This is a genomic window from Mycobacterium sp. NS-7484 (genome assembly GCF_001953975.1).
Classification (GTDB): Bacteria; Actinomycetota; Actinomycetes; order Mycobacteriales; family Mycobacteriaceae; genus Mycobacterium.
Window position 1 is genome coordinate 172,068 of sequence record NZ_MBEJ01000018.1, and the last position, 16,203, is coordinate 188,270.

General features: G+C 66.0%; 20 protein-coding genes. 8 read left to right on the top strand and 12 right to left on the bottom strand.

What is annotated here, in order from left to right; all coding sequences use genetic code 11:
* Positions 1-50: 50 nt before the first annotated feature.
* On the top strand, positions 51-1,214 hold the full coding sequence (locus tag A5733_RS04255) for an SRPBCC family protein (RefSeq protein WP_076239202.1): 1,164 nt from the start codon (positions 51-53) through the stop codon (positions 1,212-1,214).
* 6 nt (positions 1,215-1,220) lie between these two features.
* Here A5733_RS04255 and A5733_RS04260 read toward each other — a convergent pair whose 3' ends face one another.
* Positions 1,221-1,772 (bottom strand): VOC family protein, encoded by a 552-nt coding sequence (locus tag A5733_RS04260; protein WP_076239203.1) that lies wholly within the window; start codon positions 1,770-1,772, stop codon positions 1,221-1,223.
* Positions 1,773-1,935: 163 nt separating this feature from the next.
* Positions 1,936-2,604 carry an SDR family oxidoreductase gene (locus A5733_RS04265; RefSeq protein ID WP_076239204.1) on the bottom strand — a complete coding sequence of 223 codons (669 nt, stop codon included), beginning with the start codon at positions 2,602-2,604 and terminating at the stop codon, positions 1,936-1,938.
* A 198-nt stretch (positions 2,605-2,802) separates the two neighbouring features.
* On the opposite strand from A5733_RS04265, the gene A5733_RS04270 reads away from it, so the two are divergent.
* The gene (locus A5733_RS04270) at positions 2,803-3,069 is read left to right on the top strand and encodes a YdeI/OmpD-associated family protein (RefSeq protein ID WP_067764380.1); all 267 of its coding nucleotides are present in this window, start codon (positions 2,803-2,805) and stop codon (positions 3,067-3,069) included.
* Between the two features lie 12 nt (positions 3,070-3,081).
* Here A5733_RS04270 and A5733_RS04275 read toward each other — a convergent pair whose 3' ends face one another.
* Entirely contained in the window at positions 3,082-4,293 is a 1,212-nt protein-coding gene (locus A5733_RS04275) for an acyl-CoA dehydrogenase family protein (protein WP_076239205.1), read from the bottom strand.
* A 33-nt stretch (positions 4,294-4,326) separates the two neighbouring features.
* Complete coding sequence (locus A5733_RS04280) at positions 4,327-4,923, bottom strand: TetR/AcrR family transcriptional regulator (protein ID WP_142253794.1); 597 nt, start codon at positions 4,921-4,923, stop codon at positions 4,327-4,329.
* Positions 4,924-4,998: 75 nt separating this feature from the next.
* On the opposite strand from A5733_RS04280, the gene A5733_RS04285 reads away from it, so the two are divergent.
* From A5733_RS04285 to A5733_RS04305, 5 genes are all read left to right on the top strand, one after another.
* Positions 4,999-5,361, top strand: coding sequence for a DUF2834 domain-containing protein (locus A5733_RS04285; RefSeq protein ID WP_233152612.1), 363 nt, complete (start codon positions 4,999-5,001; stop codon positions 5,359-5,361).
* Positions 5,362-5,767: 406 nt separating this feature from the next.
* Entirely contained in the window at positions 5,768-6,763 is a 996-nt protein-coding gene (locus A5733_RS04290) for an oxygenase MpaB family protein (RefSeq protein ID WP_197508164.1), read from the top strand.
* Positions 6,764-6,858: 95 nt separating this feature from the next.
* The gene (locus tag A5733_RS04295; protein ID WP_067764294.1) at positions 6,859-7,158 is read left to right on the top strand and encodes a DUF4193 domain-containing protein; all 300 of its coding nucleotides are present in this window, start codon (positions 6,859-6,861) and stop codon (positions 7,156-7,158) included.
* A 12-nt stretch (positions 7,159-7,170) separates the two neighbouring features.
* The gene (locus A5733_RS04300) at positions 7,171-7,854 is read left to right on the top strand and encodes an alpha/beta hydrolase (RefSeq protein ID WP_076239207.1); all 684 of its coding nucleotides are present in this window, start codon (positions 7,171-7,173) and stop codon (positions 7,852-7,854) included.
* A 235-nt stretch (positions 7,855-8,089) separates the two neighbouring features.
* On the top strand, positions 8,090-8,281 hold the full coding sequence (locus tag A5733_RS04305) for a hypothetical protein (RefSeq protein ID WP_067764299.1): 192 nt from the start codon (positions 8,090-8,092) through the stop codon (positions 8,279-8,281).
* A 10-nt stretch (positions 8,282-8,291) separates the two neighbouring features.
* Here the strand turns inward: A5733_RS04305 and A5733_RS04310 are convergent, their stop codons facing one another.
* Positions 8,292-9,737: a serine hydrolase gene (locus A5733_RS04310; protein WP_083665989.1), complete on the bottom strand. Its 1,446-nt coding sequence runs from the start codon at positions 9,735-9,737 to the stop codon at positions 8,292-8,294.
* An 82-nt stretch (positions 9,738-9,819) separates the two neighbouring features.
* Between A5733_RS04310 and A5733_RS04315 the strand changes: the two genes are divergently transcribed.
* Positions 9,820-10,674: an emopamil-binding protein gene (locus tag A5733_RS04315; RefSeq protein ID WP_076239209.1), complete on the top strand. Its 855-nt coding sequence runs from the start codon at positions 9,820-9,822 to the stop codon at positions 10,672-10,674.
* Here the strand turns inward: A5733_RS04315 and A5733_RS04320 are convergent.
* The 7 genes from A5733_RS04320 to A5733_RS04350 form a co-directional block, all read right to left on the bottom strand.
* Positions 10,560-11,819 (bottom strand): MFS transporter, encoded by a 1,260-nt coding sequence (locus tag A5733_RS04320; protein ID WP_067764305.1) that lies wholly within the window; start codon positions 11,817-11,819, stop codon positions 10,560-10,562. The two genes, A5733_RS04315 and A5733_RS04320, sit on opposite strands and share 115 nt — an antisense overlap.
* Positions 11,816-12,457, bottom strand: coding sequence for a GntR family transcriptional regulator (locus A5733_RS04325; RefSeq protein ID WP_233152613.1), 642 nt, complete (start codon positions 12,455-12,457; stop codon positions 11,816-11,818). Before A5733_RS04325 ends, A5733_RS04320 begins: the two co-directional genes overlap by 4 nt.
* 61 nt (positions 12,458-12,518) lie before the next feature.
* Entirely contained in the window at positions 12,519-12,947 is a 429-nt protein-coding gene (locus A5733_RS04330; RefSeq protein ID WP_067764311.1) for a DUF5313 domain-containing protein, read from the bottom strand.
* Between the two features lie 14 nt (positions 12,948-12,961).
* Complete coding sequence (locus A5733_RS04335; RefSeq protein WP_076239211.1) at positions 12,962-13,471, bottom strand: MarR family winged helix-turn-helix transcriptional regulator; 510 nt, start codon at positions 13,469-13,471, stop codon at positions 12,962-12,964.
* A gap of 54 nt (positions 13,472-13,525) precedes the next feature.
* Complete coding sequence (locus A5733_RS04340) at positions 13,526-14,200, bottom strand: Crp/Fnr family transcriptional regulator (RefSeq protein ID WP_067764317.1); 675 nt, start codon at positions 14,198-14,200, stop codon at positions 13,526-13,528.
* 105 nt (positions 14,201-14,305) lie between these two features.
* The gene (locus A5733_RS04345; protein WP_067764320.1) at positions 14,306-14,968 is read right to left on the bottom strand and encodes a response regulator transcription factor; all 663 of its coding nucleotides are present in this window, start codon (positions 14,966-14,968) and stop codon (positions 14,306-14,308) included.
* Positions 14,965-16,182, bottom strand: a complete 1,218-nt coding sequence (locus A5733_RS04350; protein ID WP_076239238.1) for a sensor histidine kinase — start codon at positions 16,180-16,182, stop codon at positions 14,965-14,967. The genes A5733_RS04345 and A5733_RS04350 overlap by 4 nt, the downstream gene beginning before the upstream one ends.
* Between the last annotated feature and the right edge of the window lie 21 nt (positions 16,183-16,203).

A 16,203-nucleotide genomic window follows, 5' to 3' on the forward strand; every position in this document is an offset into this window, starting at 1 on the left:
AGCCCGGCGAATCTTGACAATACAATTGAACTTCATTGTATGGTCTGTTGATGATCAGCATCCCGGTCGCCGGCACCGATGAGGAACTGACCCGCCGCGCCCTGCGCCATGCCGTGGACGGAACGACCGACATGGCCGAGGCGGTGTTGAAGGTGCCGCTGCACTACTACCGCGATCCCAAGATCACCGAGATCGAGGAATCCCAGATCCTGCGCCGGGTTCCGCTGGCGATCGTGCCGTCGGCTCAGATCCCGGCGAAGAACGACTTCGTCGTCCGCTCCGTGCTCGGCGACTCGCTGTTGGTCACCCGGGACCGCGTCGGCGCCGCCCACGTCTTCCTCAACTACTGCCGGCACCGCGGCGCCATGCCGGCCTGTGGCTCCGGGAACGCCTCGCGGTTCGTCTGCCCGTATCACGCATGGACCTACCGCAACACCGGTGAGCTGTTCATGGTGCCGGGCAAAGCGGGCTTCGACACGATCGACACGGCGGAATACGGACTGGTGGAACTGCCCTCGGAGGAACGGCACGGCTTCATCTGGGCGGTGCTGACCGCCGACGCCGCCATCGACCTCGACGCGCACCTCGGCTCACTGAACGACGAACTGGCGCAATGGAACTACCAGAACTACGGCTATCACACCGACCGCGAATTCTCTTCGCAGGTGTCGTGGAAGGGGGCGTTGGAGGCGTTCGCGGAGGGCTACCACTTCCCCTTCGTCCACGGCGAGAGCCTGATCGGACAGAACACGCTGCCGAACACGTCGGTCTACGACGAATTCGGCAAGCACCATCGCATCGGCTTTCCGTTCACCTGGATCAAGAATCTCGTAGACGATCCGAGTGGCTCGTTCGATCCGTCGGCGAACATGGGTGTCATCTACTGGGTGTATCCCAACCTGATCCTGGCCAACAGCCCCGTGGGCGTGGAGATCATCGACATGTTGCCCGAGGGTGAACCCACCCGCTGCACAGTGCGCCACAGTTGGATGGGGCGGGTGCCGGCCACCACCGACGACATGCGGGCCGGTTACGACGCGGTCTACGAAGGGGTGCACGCCGCGGTGCGTGACGAGGATTTCGCGATGCTGCCGCAATGTGGTGAGGGCGTGCGGCATGGCCAACACGACCATATGGTGATCGGCCGCAACGAGATTGCGGTGCAACACATGATCAAGGTGTTCGCCCAGGAATTGGGTGTGGCGCTGGGGTAGCCCGGTTCATTTACCCGGCAGCGTCCGCCTGGCTTGCAGTGCGATGCCGGGGACGGTGCGGGCCAGGTCCGGGCGCTGCTTGCCGAACCCGCGCATGGACCGGTAGAACGCCCACACCTGTTGCGGGCTCGGTATTTTCGGCACCCAGGCCAGTTCCCAGTGGATGCCGTTGAGTGGGTCGTCGAAGAACACCGCGTAATAGCCCGGCCAGTACTGCGGGTAATCCTTGGGCTCGTCGGTGACCGGGATGTTCCTGGCGAGCAGGAAGTCCCGGTGAAACCGGTCGACTTCCTTGCGGTTTCGGGCCCATAGTGCGATGTGGTTGATCCCGACGGCCTGGTCGGTGTGGGTGAGCTTGTCCCCGGTGCGCGCCGGCTGGATACCGATGTAGCTGTGCGGGTTGATGAACCGCGTCATGTAGTAGATCGATTGGTACTCCATGTTGAGCGAGGAGAAGCTGTGGTACCCCAGCCAGCCCAACATGGCGTCGTAGAACTCGATTGATGCGTCGTAGTCCAACACTGCGAACTCGACGTGACTAACCCCGCGCCACCGCATCCTGCCCCCTGGAGTCGACTACTACGCAATGTAGTACGGCGTCGGGGCGTGCGGAACCCTTTCGTGGCACCGATTTCTACCGCAGGGTCGTGCTCGACGCGTCAGAGCCGCCCTGGTGTGGAAAACGGCGGCTTGAAGCGGCGGAAGCGCGGAAGCGTCGGCGTCAGGCCGACATCTGGGCCAGGTAGTGCGGACCGCCGACGTAGACGATGCCCGACGGGTACGGCGCCGACGCGGCATGGGCGATCGCCGTCGCCAGCTGCCGATCGGACAGCACCTCGCCGGACACCACCGTGAAATCGATTCCCCGGCGGTCGAATTCGGGACGCATGGCGTACAACGCGGTCTCGCCGGCGCGCTTGCTGGCGGCGACCGCCGCGTAACCCTTCGGGACCGCCTTGTTGGGGAAGAAGTGGGCCTGGTGGCTGGTGACGAACACGATCTGTCCACCGGCCGGCATCAATGGCAGCGCCAGCTTGGCCAGGCGGCGCTGCGCGTCGCGGTTGAGTCGCATCGCGTATCCCGGATCGATGCCCAGGCCCAGCCCGGTCGAGGCATTGAGCACCAGCGCGTCGAGCCGGCCGAACTCGCGACCGATCTGCTCGATCATCGCGGCGGCAGCGGCCTCGTCGGAGATGTCGGCCCCGATCGTGGAGGCGCGTCCGCCGGCCCGACGGATGCTGTCGACGACCTCGTCGGCGCGGTTGGCCTTCTCCCGATAGTTGACGACGACGTGGGTGTCGGGACCGGCGAGGCGCTGTGCGACGTCGGCGCCGATACCGCGCGACGCGCCGGTGACCAGGGCAATCCGGGTGGCTGCTGCAGGCTGCATGTCGGGTTCCTTCCGTCACTGCCGAGGCGGCCGGTCGTGGTTTCGACCTGGGAAACACGGTGGTGTGCCCGTGCTCACAACCGCCCTGAGCCCCCACCGTACACCAACTCTAAGAAAAATAAGACCGTCTTAAGGTCACGGTAAGGGCAATGTCGTGTCGCAAGTGTGTTGCTGAGACGTGCCACCTACGCTGACTTCATGACTGGTCAACGCGTGCCCGGCGGGGTGGTCCACAAGTTGCCGACGGATCTGCGCGAGGCCCTGATCGCCAACTCCACGGCGCTGGAAGCATGGAAAGACATCACCCCGCTGGCGCGTAACGAGTTCATCTGCTGGGTCGAAGACGCCAAACAGCAGGCCACCCGGGAGCGGCGGATCCGCCGCACCCAGGAGGAGCTTGAGGAAGGGCAGCGACGACCGTGCTGCTGGCCCGGGTGCAAGCATCGCGAGCGCACCGGGAAATAGCCGCCGGACCGACTACCGGATCGACAACCCCGTGAGCGCCCGGGAGATCACCAGCCGCTGGATCTCGCTGGTGCCCTCGAAGATCGTGAAGATCTTGGCGTCGCGGTGCATCCGCTCGACCGGGTAGTCACGGGTGTAGCCGTTGCCGCCGAGAATCTGAATGGCCTCATCGGTCACGTAGACCGCGGTCTCACTGGCTACCAATTTGGCCATCGAACCTTCGGCGTTGTCGAAGGGCTGGTTGTTGCGGGCCATCCAGCCGGCCCGCCACACCAGCATCCGGGCGGCGTCGATGCGGCTCTTCATGTCGGCGAGCTTGAACGCGACGGCCTGGAATTCGCCGATCTTGCGGCCGAATTGCTCACGCTGGCAGGCGTAGTCGAGCGCGTACTCATAGGCGGCCCGGGCCACGCCGACGGCCATCGCACCGACGGTGGGCCGGGTGCGCTCGAACGTCTTCATCGCGGCCTGGCCACCGGCCGACGCACCGGACTTCACCCGGGCGATGCGGGCCTCGAACTTCTCGCGTCCACCCAGGATCAGGTCTTCGGACAGCCGCACGTTGTCCAGCACCACCTCGGCGGTGTGCGAGGCCCGGATGCCGTGCTTCTTGAACTTCTGCCCCTGGGTCAGGCCGTGGGTGTCCGGCGGGATGATGAACGTGGCCTGGCCGCGCGAGCCCAGTTCCGGGTAGACGGAGGCCACCACGATGTGGACGTTGGCGATGCCGCCGTTGGTGGCCCACGTCTTGGTGCCGTTGAGCACCCACTCCCTGGTTGCCTCGTCGAAGCGGGCGCGGGTGCGGATCGCTCCCACGTCGGAGCCGGCGTCGGGCTCCGAGGAGCAGAAGGCGCCGAGTTTCGGTTCGTCGGCGGTACCGAACATCTCCGGCAGCCACAGACCCAGCTGTTCGGGAGTTCCGTTGCCCGCCAAGGCCGCTGCGGCCAGGCCGGTGCCCAGGATCGACAGCGCGATACCGGCGTCACCCCAGAACAGCTCCTCGAAAACCGTCAGCATGCCCAGCCCCGACGGCTCGGCGGCCTGCTGGGCGAACAGCTCGGGGGAGTACAGACCCACCTTGGCGGCTTCCTGGATGACCGGCCACGGGGTTTCCTCACGCTCATCCCATTCCGCGGCGGCCGGGCGCACCACCTCGGCGGCGAACTGGTGCACCCAGTCGCGCACCTCGATCACGTCGTCGCTCAGCTGCAGGGAAAACGTCACATCGGCTCCTGAAAAGGGTTGGTGGATGGCGATTTACGGGCGGTGTTGTTCGATCATGCTGACGGTCTGGGCGACCCAGGATTCGAAGAAGCGGTCGTGCTCGACGTTGCCGGGGAAGCGGCCGGTCAGCGCGCGTAGCGTCGCGGCATACGACAGCGCCGAGATCGCGACAGCGGCGGTGGCTTCTGGGTCGGGAATCTGGGTACGGCCGGCGCGGTTGGCGGCGACGAGTTCGTCGGCGAACCGTTGGTAGGCGTTGTCGGTGATGACCTGCCAGGTCTTCTCGTCGAGTTCCCCGAGTTCGTCGGGCTCGCGCAGCATGACCCGCAGCAGCTCCTCGCTCTCGGTCAGGTTGGCCCAGATCAACTGTCCGGCGCTGCGGACCGCCTCTTCGGCGTTCTTGGGTCGGCCGGCGTCGTACTGCTCGCGGGCGGCCACGATGCCGTCGATCCGGTGGGCGACTGCGGCTTCCAACAACTCGCGCTTGGAACCGAAATGTTTGTAGAGCGCACCCGAGCCCGGCGCTAGCCCGGCGGCCTGCTGGATCTCGGCGACCGACGTCGCGGCGTAGCCCTTGGCCGCGAACAGCTTCAACGCTGTGGCCAAGAGTCGGTCACGTCCGGACGGCACGGTGAGAGAGTACTCACTCACCTGTGATCGGACAAATGGCTCCGTCGGGCGGTCCTGGCGTCATAGGTTCGGTGCGTGTTGACGCGAAACGACAAGATCTTGTGCGCCGTGTATGCCGTGCTGACGGTTGTGGCCCTGATCGCGACGTGGTGGAACAACATCGCGTTCTTCCGGACCGAAAGTACGAGCCTGATCGACTTCGTCCGCAGTGGCTATGCCAACTGCGGGTCGTCCTCGCTCACCAACGACCTGATGCTGTTCGCCTTGGCGGCAATCGTGTTTATGGTCGTCGAGGCCCGCCGGATCGGGATCCCGAAGGTGTGGCTCTATGTGGTGCTCAGCGGCGTCATCGCCGTCAGCGTGGCATTTCCCTTGTTTCTGATTCGACGGCAGGTGGTGCTGGCCGGGCAACGGGTGGTGGAGTCGGCGCCGCGCTGATTGGTCCACGGTTTTCTGCGCCTGGGTTGTTGATCGGCCAGGTTGGCGACCCTGACGTAGAAATCGGTGTGGGCCAGGGTTCAAACCGGACTTCTTCACTCGTCCAGCCCACGGTTTTCGACGCCTGGGTTGTTGATCCGCCTGGTTGACGACCCTGACGTAGAAATCGGTGTGGGCCAGGGTTCAAACCGGACTTCTTCACTTCTCCCGCCCACCGTTTTCTACGCCAAGGTTGTTGATCGGCCAGGTTGACGACCCTGACGTAGAAACCGGCGGCGCAACCAGTCCATCAATCGGGGGCGAAAGGCCACCGACTCGTTGACCACGTGGCCCCCGTGCTCTTAGACTCGAACTTGACAACATGTGTTGTCCGAAATGACTGGAGTGCGCGCCCGTGACACAAGAAATGTCGGATACCTGCCCGGCGTCCAGTGATGCAGTGATGGGCTCGGGGTGCCCGGTGAGCGGCGGTGGCTATGACGCGCCACCGATTCCGCTCGGCCCCGACTCGCTGACCTGGAAGTACTTCGGTCAATGGACGGGTCTGTTCCAGGGCACCTGGGCCGGCTCGATGCAGAACATGCACCCGCAGCTCGGTGCCGCGGTCAAAGAACACTCCATCTTCTTCATGGAGCGCATCCCGCGGTTGATGCGGTCGATCTACCCGATCGGCGGGGTGGTGTTCGACGGTTACCGGGCGCCGCAGACCGGCGCCGAGGTGCGCGATTACCACCTCACCATCAAAGGCGTCGACGACCAGGGCCGCCGATATAGCGCGCTGAACCCCGACGTCTTCTATTGGGCCCACGCCACATTCTTCAAATCGACGCTGCTGGCCGCCGAGAAATTCGCCGGTGGTCTGACCGAGGCCGACAAGCGACAACTGTTCGACGAACACGTCACCTGGTACCGCATGTACGGCATGAGCATGCGGCCGGTGCCCGAGAGCTGGGAAGCATTCCAGGAGTACTGGGATCACATGTGTCGTAATGTCCTGGAGAACAACTGGGCGGCCCGAGAGGTCATGGATCTGTCGACCATGCCCAAGCATCCGTCGTTGGAGTGGATCCCGGATTGGTTGTGGGCGCTGAATCTCAAAGTCATGCAGCGTTTCCTGACGTTCATGACCGTCGCGCTCTATGACGAGCCGGTGCGTGAGCTGATGGGCTACACCTGGTCACCGCGCCAGCAGTGGTGGCACGACCGCCTGTGCAACGTCATCACGTTGGTCTCGAAGTACGGCCCCAAGCGGGCCCTGATGCATCCGCGCAAACGATCGGCACTCGATCGCGCGTCGGGCCGGCTTCCGGTCGACGCACCGTTGGTGCAGACCCCGGCACGTAACCTGCCGCCGGTCGAATACCGCGACAGCCCGCAGTTCTACTGCCCGAAAGTCGACTGACGAATCAGCCGGGGTTTCGCACACCGACCGGGTGGGAATGAACCTCCGATCGCAGACGTTGGGTCAAGACCCAGCAGCGACCGAGAGGACGACACATGCCCACCGACTACGACGCACCCCGCCAGAAGGACACCGAGGATTCCGTCGACGAATCCTTGGAAGCCCTGGCCGGTCGAGGAAATGACGCCGCCACCGCGGTGATCGACGTCGACGAGGCCGATGCCCTGGAGGACTTCGAACTGCCCGGGGCCGATCTTTCCGGAGAGGAACTCACCGTCCGGGTGGTGCCGAAGCAACCCGACGAGTTCACCTGCTCGAGCTGTTTCCTGGTGCAGCACAGCCACCGGCTGGCCCGCGGGGGTACCGACAAACCGATCTGCGTCGACTGCGCCTGATCGACAGCACTCGTGCCGACAACCGTCCAGTACGCGCCGGGGCGCGCCGCCGACATCTTCGGTGACCCCGCGGCTCCCGCGGTGTTGCTGTGGCACGGCATGCAGACCGACTCCCGCGCCGCCGTGGGCCCGCTGGCCGAGCTGATCGCCGGACGCGGATTCGGCGTCGTGGCGCCGGATTGGGATTCCCACGCCGACGACGGTGGCCGTTCGGACCTGCTGCAGTCCGTCGAATACGCCCGGTCGTGGGGCACCGGATCCGAACGCCTCGCATTGGTGGGGTGGTCGATGGGCGGTGCGGCGGCCGCCGGGTTGACCGTGCACGCGGCCCGTCTCGGGGTAGAGATCTCACATACGGTCTGCCTGGCCGGCGCGTTCATGGTGGCCGAGCCGATCTCAGGTGAGCCGCCGGGCTCGAGCCTTTCGGCCGAAAGCGCCGGTGCTCCCTTCACTCTTCTGCACGGCGTCGACGACGACGTGGTCCCGCTAAGCGTCAGCCGTACGTTCGCCGCGGACCTCGGACACGTCGGCTGGCCGGTGCGCCTCGTCGAGTTACCCGCTGACCACGCCACGATCGCCGGAGCCAGATACGACGCGGCCACCGATCGGTACGCACCCGCCGCGGACGCCGCGACGCTGCAGACGGCCGAACTCGTCGCCGGTCACATCACCGACGCGCTCCGGCGGCCCAACTGAAGCCTTCAGTCCGAACCCCCATCGTCGGGCTCAGTGAGTTCGGGTGCGATCTCTCGAGTGGCCATCCCACCTTCTCGACCGTGATCGGCGGGGCCGGGAGGATTCTCCCTCGCGTCCTCGGCCGCTTTGTCATGGGACTTGTCTGCGCTGGGCATGCCGGTTGACTACCCAAACTCGCTGGACCCTATCCGCGAGGCGGTGATTCGAACGGCGAATCCGCGGGAACGCCTACCAGATGGCTACCTATCGAGTTCTCAATCCCAAGGGCGAAGTCGTCGACACCAAGGACATCGAGAGCGCCGACGACGCCCACGCCTGGTTTGTCGATCAGAAGGCCGAGCCCGAGTTGGGCTGGCGCATGGAGGTGCGCTCGGACGACGGTGACTGGGCCTTCTTCGATGACAGCGAAGGGGACCGTAAGTACTGACCGACGGCGCTCAGTGGCCGTACAGATGCAGCGCCCGGGCCGCCTCGGTGGCGATGTCGCCGCTCAACCCGACGATGGGCGGGCCGCCGCGTTGATGGATCACGTTCGCCAGGACCACGACGTAGGTGTCGGATCCCGGGTCCAACCACAACGTCACCCCGGTGAACCCGGTATGGCCGAAGCTGCCGACCGGGAAGATCTGCCCCCGCGGCCGGGAATGCGCGGTGTCGATATCCCAGCCGAAACCCCGTAGATCCTTGGTGTGCCCGGGTTGCTGCGGCGTCGTCATCAACTCCACCGTCGACTGTCTCAGCGGAAACGAGCTAGCGCGGCCGGCGCGACGATCGAGCAGGGCCTGGGCGAAATGCCCCACATCGTTGACCGTCGAGAACACCCCGGCGCTGCCTGCCACGCCACCCATCCGGCGGGCCGTCGGGTCGTGCACGGTGCCGCGCAGCGGATGGCCGTAGTCGGGGTTGAGCCCGGGAGTGTCTTCGTCGAGCGCGGTGGGTGCGACACGTCGCAACAGCTCGGTGCTCCACGTGCCCGGCGGGCACTGGTCAACCTCGGCGGCGTGTGGATCGAAGGCGATCGCGTTGCCCCGGATCTGGTGTGGCCCACAGGCTTTGGTGGCCGGAAGGTAGTGCGTGTCGGTCATGCCGAGTGGTGTGAAGACGTTGTCCTGCACATAGGTGTCCAACGTCTGACCGGTGATCTTCTCGATGATCGCGCCGATCAGGATGAAGCCGATGTCGGAGTAGTGGAACTGCTCGCCGGGCTCGAACACCACCCAGGCGCCGAGCGCGCGGTGAATTCCCTCGGCCTTGTCGGCCTTGTCGAGTCCCCACGGGCCGTCGAGGCTCAAATCGCCTGCGATGCCGGAGGTGTGGGTGAGCACCATCCGAAGCGTGACCTGTGCGCGGCGTGGATCACCGGCCGGATTGAAGTCCGGCAGGTAGGTCTGCACGGGTTCGTCGAGGCGCACCTTGCCTTGCTCGTAGAGCTGCATGAATGCCGTCGTGGTCGCGATGCTCTTCGACAACGAGGCCAAGTCGAAGAGCGTGTCCTCGGTCATCGGTTCTGCGGGTGCCGGGGCCCCGTCGAGGCCGGGCTCCCCGGCGAGCTTGCGCACGCCGAATGCCTGCCGGAAGACGATGTGGCCGGCATGCCCGATCTGAATCACCGCGCCGGGTAGCCGATGTGCGGCGATGGCGTCCTCGACGAGTCGGGGGATGGCCGTAAAATCACCGGCACCCGCGACGACGGTCTCGGTCGGGGCCGCCGCGGTGGTGGTGGTCGTCGTCGGGACCAGTGTGGTGGTGGTACCCGACGGCGGTGTCGGCTGCCCGCATGACGTGACCGCGGTGAGCGTGAACAACGCGGCGCCGGCGACCAGCCGGGTGAGTCGCGATCCTGACGCCGTCACCCGACCGACGGTAGCCCCGCCATGGCGCATGACGAAACAACCCCGTGGCCCGACGCCCGGCGGTAGGCTGCGCCCCGTCACAAGTAGTTGACATTGGCGGGAAGGTGAGGCCATGACGGCCATGACGGCGGTGCAGGATCCCGACATCGACTTCGCCAGGCCGTGGGCCCCACACCGGTTGCGGATCTACACCGCCACCGGCATGTTCGTCGGCGCGATGTTCGTGCTCTTGACCGTCGCGGTCAGCGCGCATCTCATCCCGCCCACCTTCACTGTCGACGTCATCGCCAACCTGATCTTCGGAATCCCGGTGATGTTGTTGCCGTTCGTGATCCTGTGGAGCGCCCCGGGAGAGCAGCGCACCCGCGTAAGCAAAGCGGCGGAACTCACGCTCTTCTACATCCCATTCACCGCCGGGAGTCAGATCGGCTACGAGTTGGTGTTCTTGATCGGGCATCCCCTCGGCCTGTGGGCACCCACCGACGATCCGGGTTGGAAGTGGCTGTGGTGGCAGTACGGTCTGGCCGACACCCGCTACGTCAGCGGCAATCCGTGGATCTTCGCGCTGGAGGTCGTGGGCGTGACCACCGGAGTGACGGTGTTCGTGATGTGGACCAGGCTGGTGCGCTCACACCTGTCCATCGAGTCGCGAATCCGGTGCCTGTGGGTGGCGTTCGCCGGCATCGCGGTGCTGATGAGCAGCACCGCGGTCTACTTTCTGAGCGAGGTCGGTGCCGGGTTCGGGAACATCGGGCAAGGCGCTTTTGGCTTCTGGTTCAAGTTCATCGGGGAGAACGTCCCCTTCATCGTCCTGCCGCCGCTCGTGCTCTACGCGATCTATCTGCAGATCGATTACCTCACCCGGCGCGCCGGTGTGCGCGGCGGCAAGTGTTTGGCCCACCCCGAGGCGCACACCGCGGTGCAGACGATCGCCAGCACGCCGAGCGCGGAGAGCATCACCGGGTAGCTGAACCAATGCTCGAGCGCGGCCAACACCGCCGGCAGCAGGAACCCCAGATAGGCCAGGGAGTAGTACACCCCGGAGATGCCGGCCAGCTCGTCAGGCGGCGCAATGCGTTGGATCTCAAGGAGACCCGAGACGATCGCGATGCCGTATGCGCTGCCGAGCAGCATTGCCACCAGTGCGGCGATGACCGCCGAGCGGGTGACGGCGGTGGCGACTGCGGCAAAGATGCCCAGTGCCATCAAGGCCATCGACACCACCACGGCTCGCGAGCTGGAGACGTCGTCGAGGCGTCGTGCCACCGGTTGGATCAGCACGCCACAGCCGAGCGTCAACACGGTCAGCCCCACGGTGTAAAGCAGCGCCCAGGAGCCGAGTCGGTCGGCGACCAGGGCCGGCACCACGGCGTAGGCGATGGCTGCCGAGCCAAAGATCCACGGCGCCATGGGCACAACGACGTGAAGGAACCGGCGGTGTCCGGCGGCGGGCACCTTCAGTCCGTCCAGGAAGGGCCGCGAGGTCGTGCGGTCGCGGGTCTCGACGGTGCGGTTCCACACCGCCCACAGCACCGGCACGCACAGCGCGGCGTGCACGAGATACGTCAGCACCAGCGGCAGTGGCGCGTACACGGTGAGCAGGCCCGCACACAGCGGCCCGACCCCGAAACCCAACGACAGGCAGATCGACGCACGTCGGGCACCCGCGCCGGCGGACGCGTCGTCATAGGGCGGTCGGGACAATTCGGCGATCCACGCCGAGCCCACCGCCATCGCGATCCCGACGGCCACCCCGCTGAACAGCCGGCCCACGAACAACGCCGGAAAGCCCCAATAGTCACCGATCGCCAGCACCACACTGCCCAGGGCCGCGCTGATCACCCCGGCGGCCATGACATTTCGCCGACCGTGACGATCTGACAGCGTCGAGGCGATCAGCAGGCCCGGGATCAGACCGAGCACATAGGCGCCCAGCAGGATGTCGACATCCACCCGGGTGTAACCGGAGTGCTGCGCATAGGCGATCAGCAGCGGGGTGAACTGGTTTCCGCCCCACCCGATGCAGAAGACCGCGATGGCCACTGCGAGCCACGGCGACATGCGGTGCCGCGTCGGGGCCGGAGCTTCGAATTCCGTTGCGACAGCGGTCATGCCAGCACCACCCGGTAGGTGGCCTCCAGGTGGGCCAGCAGCGCCGCCTCGAAACCCGCCACATCGTGCCGGCCGATCGTGTCGGCCAACTCGGCATGCTCCCCGATCAGCTCGGTCAGCCGCGCGGAGTCCGAACGGGCGGCGTCGGCCATCATCCGACGCTGCCGGTCGCTGAGCGAACCGTAGAAGCGTCCGGCGATCGTGTTGCCCGCGACCTCGACGATCCGGCGGTGAAAGGCATCGTCGGCGGCGGCGAACTGATCGGCGTCACCGATCGCCGCGCCGTGACGCTGCCGCTCGACCAACTCGGTCAGTTCACCGAACAGCGCATCGATCGATTCCGGAGTCCGGCAGAGGCGGCGCACCGCCGCGGTCTCCAGCGCCAGGCGCATCTCCAGCAGGTCGGTGGCCTCCTGGGCGGAGACGGGGACGACGACGGCGCCGCGCCGCGGCACCAGATCCAGGAAGTCCTCGGCGGCCAGCCGCAGAAACGCCTCGTGCACCGGCGTGCGGCTGACGCCGAGCTGCGTGGCCACCTCTACTTCGCTGAGGAGCTGCCCACCTCGGAATTCACCGGAGAGGATCTGGTCCTTGGTCATCCGGTAGACGCGTTGGCTGTTGCTCGACTTCTCATCCACGAATAACCACCATACCCCTTGCATGCAAACTTGCATGCAAGGGGTATGGCCAGGCGGAACGCTAGAAGGGGCTGCTGTTGGACTGATACTTCGAAGATTCGGGGCGTGGTCCGAACCGCCGGACGTAGTCCTCGTGCATCCGCTGGTTCTTCTTGTACTTGATCTCGTCGACCAGGTTGGGGTCCAAGCCGTGCTGGGCCAGCCGGTGCCGTCGCCAGATCTTGTTGAGCGCGAGCGCCATCAACAGGGCCCAGATGTAGATCGGCACCGTCATCTCGATGTGGACGTACAGGGACGCCGGCAGCAGCCACAGCGGCGCGAGCACGAACAGCGGCGGGATCGCCATCCGGATGAGGTGACGGCGCAACGCGCCGTGATCGGCGAGATCGTGAGCGACCCAGTCGCGCATCGAATCGGGCAGACGCTTGCCGTAGCAGTAGGCGATGTACTGAAAGAGGTTGGGACGGTCTTTGGTTTTCTGGCCGGCCATGGGGACTCCTGTTGTCAGTCGGTGAGCGAGTTGGCCGCAAGGGCGGCCGTGTTGATGCGGGTCAGCACCCGGTGCAGTTCTTCGAGTTCGGCGAGGTCGACGCCCAACCGGGCGACGACGGCCGGTGGGATGGCCAGCGCCCGCTCGCGCAGGGCGACGCCGGCTTCGGTGAGTACGACGTCGGTCGCGCGTTCGTCACCGGCCCGGCGGCTGCGGGTGAGCAGACCGAGAGTTTCGAGCCGTTTGAGCATCGGGGACAGCGTCGCCGAATCGAGCTGCAAGGCGGCGGCGATCTGCTTGACCGACAGTGGTGGCGTTCCGCCGGCGTCGGACCGCAGGTGATCCCACAACGCCAGCATCACCAGGTATTGCGGATGGGTCAGGCCCAGGGGTTCGAGCAGCGGGCGGTACACCGCCAACACGGCTCGGTTGCTGACGGCCAGGGCGAAACAGACCTGGCGCTCGAGGGCGAGCGGGTCGACCTCATTTGTCGAGGTCGAAGGGGCAGCAGAGACCGCGGTCATGCTTAAAACGTACCCTAATAATTAGGGCGCTAACAATGTCCGGGCGCTCACATCTCAGTGCGCGCGTTTGGCCAACCGCTCGGCGTTGTCGATCAGGATGCTCCGGCCCTGGACGCGGATCCAGCCGCGCTGCGCGAAGTCCGACAATGCCTTGTTGACCGTTTCGCGCGAGGACCCGACGAGCTGGGCGATCTCTTCCTGGGTGAGTTCGTGATCCACCCGCAGGGCGGTGCCGTCCCGGCTGCCGAACCGTTGCGCAAGGTAGAGCAGCTGCTTGGCCACCCGGCCCGGAACATCGGTGAAGATCAGGTCGGACAGATTGTCATTGGTACGACGCAACCGTCGGGCCAGCACACGCAACAGCTGCTCGGCGATCTCGGGCCGGTCGGCGATCCAGCTGCGCAGCACGACGCGGCTCATCACGACCGCTTTCACCTCGGTCAGCGCGGTCACCGTGGATGTTCGCGGGCCGGGATCGAAGATCGCCAGCTCACCGAACATGTCCGACGGGCCCATCAGCGTGATCAGGCTGTCGCGGCCGTCGGCGGACTTGCGGCCGATCTTCACCTTGCCCGCGGTGATGATGTACAACGTCTCGCCGGGCTCGCCCTCGGCGAACACGACCTCCCCGCGGCGGAATGTCACCGGTTCCAACTGCCGCACAAGTGCGGCCACGGCATCGGGCGACACCCCTTGGAAGATGCCGGCGCGGGCCAGCACTTCGTTCATGGTTCCCCCTCGGTCGGTGCGCCGCATCCGGCTGTCGTCACGTTTACGCAGGTCGCACAACAACTACGACTGGCTATCTATCTTACAAGGACGGTGTGAATCCGATCACTGAGGTGCGACCAGTCCGCTGTCGTAGGCATGGATGATCGCGGCGGCGCGGTCACGAAGGTCGAGTTTGACGAAGATGTGGCCGATGTGGCTCTTGACCGTGAGCCCGGAGATGCTCAGCTCGTCGGCGATCTCGGCGTTGGAACGTCCCTTGGCGATCAGTGTCAGCACATCGAGTTCGCGAGCCGTGAGATCACCGACAGCGGCGGCACGACGGGGCTCGGCCGATTTGCGGTAGGTGCTGAGCACCCGGGCGGTCACTGCCGGGTCGAGGTAGCTGTCCCCGTGGGCCACCGCACGCACCGCCCGGATCAACTCCTCGGCCGAGGAGTCCTTGAGAACGAATCCGCTGGCTCCGGCGCGGAGGGCACCCGAGAGCAACTCGTCGTCGTTGAACGTGGTCAGTGCCAGCACCGGAGGCCCGCCGGCCGCGGTCAGTTGGCGGGTGGCCTCGATCCCGTCGACCCGTTTCATCCGCAGATCCATCACCACGACGTCGGGGCGATGCGCAGCGACGGCATCGGCCACCTCGTCACCGTCGGCACACTCCGCAACGATCATGAAGCCGTCTTTGCGCCGCAGGATACGGCGCAGACCGGAGCGCACCAGGTCCTGATCGTCGACCAGCAGTACGGCGACGTCGGTGGCCGGGCCCGTCATGACCCGAAGGGGCACCCGCGAGGTGCCTGATCGGTGTCGTCCAACGGGATGTTCGTGCGCACCGACCATCCGTCGTCGTCGGGTCCGACGCTGATGATGCCCCCGAGAAGTTCGACGCGTTGGCGCATACCGCGTACGCCGCGGCCTTCCCTGCCGGACCCGCGATGTCCGGCGTGGGCGGGCACCGGGAGCCGGTTGGTGACGGTCAGTGCCACCGACGTGCGTGAAATCCGCAGGAGCACAGAGGCTTCTGTGTCGTGCGCGTGTTTGGCGATGTTGGCCAGTGATTCCTGGGCGATGCGGTACAACGCCAGGCCGACGGCGGGCGAGATGGTGTCGGTGCGGCCGGCGGCCTCGTGCCGGACGTTCAAGCCCGCGCGCACGAAATCGTTCACGAGCTCGGCGATGTCGTCGACGCCAGGTTCGGGCGCCATGCTCATCGGGGCGCCGTCGAGCAGTCCGACCGTGCGGCGGATATCGGCCATCGCTTGGCGGCCCAACCGTTCGGCCTGTTCCAACGCCTCGACGGCGTCGTCGACGTCGCGGTCCTGTTGCAGGCCGCGCCGCGCGCCGGTGACGTGCAGCAGGGTCACGCTGAGCGAATGTGCAATGACGTCGTGCACCTCCCGGGCGATCCGTCGGCGTTCGTCGGCCGCGGCGTGCCGGGCCAACGCGTTCTGCGACTCCTGCTGTTGCCGCATGAGTTGCTGTTGGGTGTGGACGAGATAGCCGACCAGCCAACCCATCCCGAGGATTCCGAGGTAGAGCGGCAGGGCGTCGAGACGGTGCTGTGCTGCGGCGGTCAACAGCAGGGCGGCCGCCGACAGTGACGCCAGAAATCCGCCCCAGATCCCGGTCAGCGAAGCGACCTCACCGACCATAAGTACGGCGATCAGGGGTGCGAAGTCATTGGCGATCGGGGTGGCGGTGCCGAACAACAACACCGCCGCGCCGGCGGACCACGTGGCCCACACGATCGGCGCCTTGAATTCGATGCCGGAGAGGTAGAACAACGCGAACGGGGCGACGCAGACCGCCAAGGCCAACAGACCCGTGGGAGCGTCTGCCGCGGGCCGCTGCAGCATCGCGACCACGCCGACCCCGATCACCGTGGCATCGAACGACAACACGATGGCCCAGTTGTAGCCCACCGGCAGGGCCTCACCCCGCCGGCGTGCGTGCGCCCGCATGCCGCGTGCGATGCCCCCGAGCATGGTGTGATCGTAGAAGGTCAA

Bases quoted from the DNA above. Each gene is read 5' to 3' on its own strand.
- A5733_RS04255 (WP_076239202.1), top strand. From the start codon at position 51: ATGATCAGCATCCCGGTCGCCGGCACCGATGAGGAACTGACCCGCCGC.
- A5733_RS04260 (WP_076239203.1), bottom strand. From the start codon at position 1,772: ATGCGGTGGCGCGGGGTTAGTCACGTCGAGTTCGCAGTGTTGGACTAC.
- A5733_RS04265 (WP_076239204.1), bottom strand. From the start codon at position 2,604: ATGCAGCCTGCAGCAGCCACCCGGATTGCCCTGGTCACCGGCGCGTCG.
- A5733_RS04270 (WP_067764380.1), top strand. From the start codon at position 2,803: ATGACTGGTCAACGCGTGCCCGGCGGGGTGGTCCACAAGTTGCCGACG.
- A5733_RS04290 (WP_197508164.1), top strand. From the start codon at position 5,768: ATGTCGGATACCTGCCCGGCGTCCAGTGATGCAGTGATGGGCTCGGGG.
- A5733_RS04295 (WP_067764294.1), top strand. From the start codon at position 6,859: ATGCCCACCGACTACGACGCACCCCGCCAGAAGGACACCGAGGATTCC.
- A5733_RS04305 (WP_067764299.1), top strand. From the start codon at position 8,090: ATGGCTACCTATCGAGTTCTCAATCCCAAGGGCGAAGTCGTCGACACC.
- A5733_RS04310 (WP_083665989.1), bottom strand. From the start codon at position 9,737: ATGCGCCATGGCGGGGCTACCGTCGGTCGGGTGACGGCGTCAGGATCG.
- A5733_RS04315 (WP_076239209.1), top strand. From the start codon at position 9,820: ATGACGGCCATGACGGCGGTGCAGGATCCCGACATCGACTTCGCCAGG.
- A5733_RS04320 (WP_067764305.1), bottom strand. From the start codon at position 11,819: ATGACCGCTGTCGCAACGGAATTCGAAGCTCCGGCCCCGACGCGGCAC.
- A5733_RS04330 (WP_067764311.1), bottom strand. From the start codon at position 12,947: ATGGCCGGCCAGAAAACCAAAGACCGTCCCAACCTCTTTCAGTACATC.
- A5733_RS04335 (WP_076239211.1), bottom strand. From the start codon at position 13,471: ATGACCGCGGTCTCTGCTGCCCCTTCGACCTCGACAAATGAGGTCGAC.
- A5733_RS04340 (WP_067764317.1), bottom strand. From the start codon at position 14,200: ATGAACGAAGTGCTGGCCCGCGCCGGCATCTTCCAAGGGGTGTCGCCC.
- A5733_RS04345 (WP_067764320.1), bottom strand. From the start codon at position 14,968: ATGACGGGCCCGGCCACCGACGTCGCCGTACTGCTGGTCGACGATCAG.
- A5733_RS04350 (WP_076239238.1), bottom strand. From the start codon at position 16,182: ATGCTCGGGGGCATCGCACGCGGCATGCGGGCGCACGCACGCCGGCGG.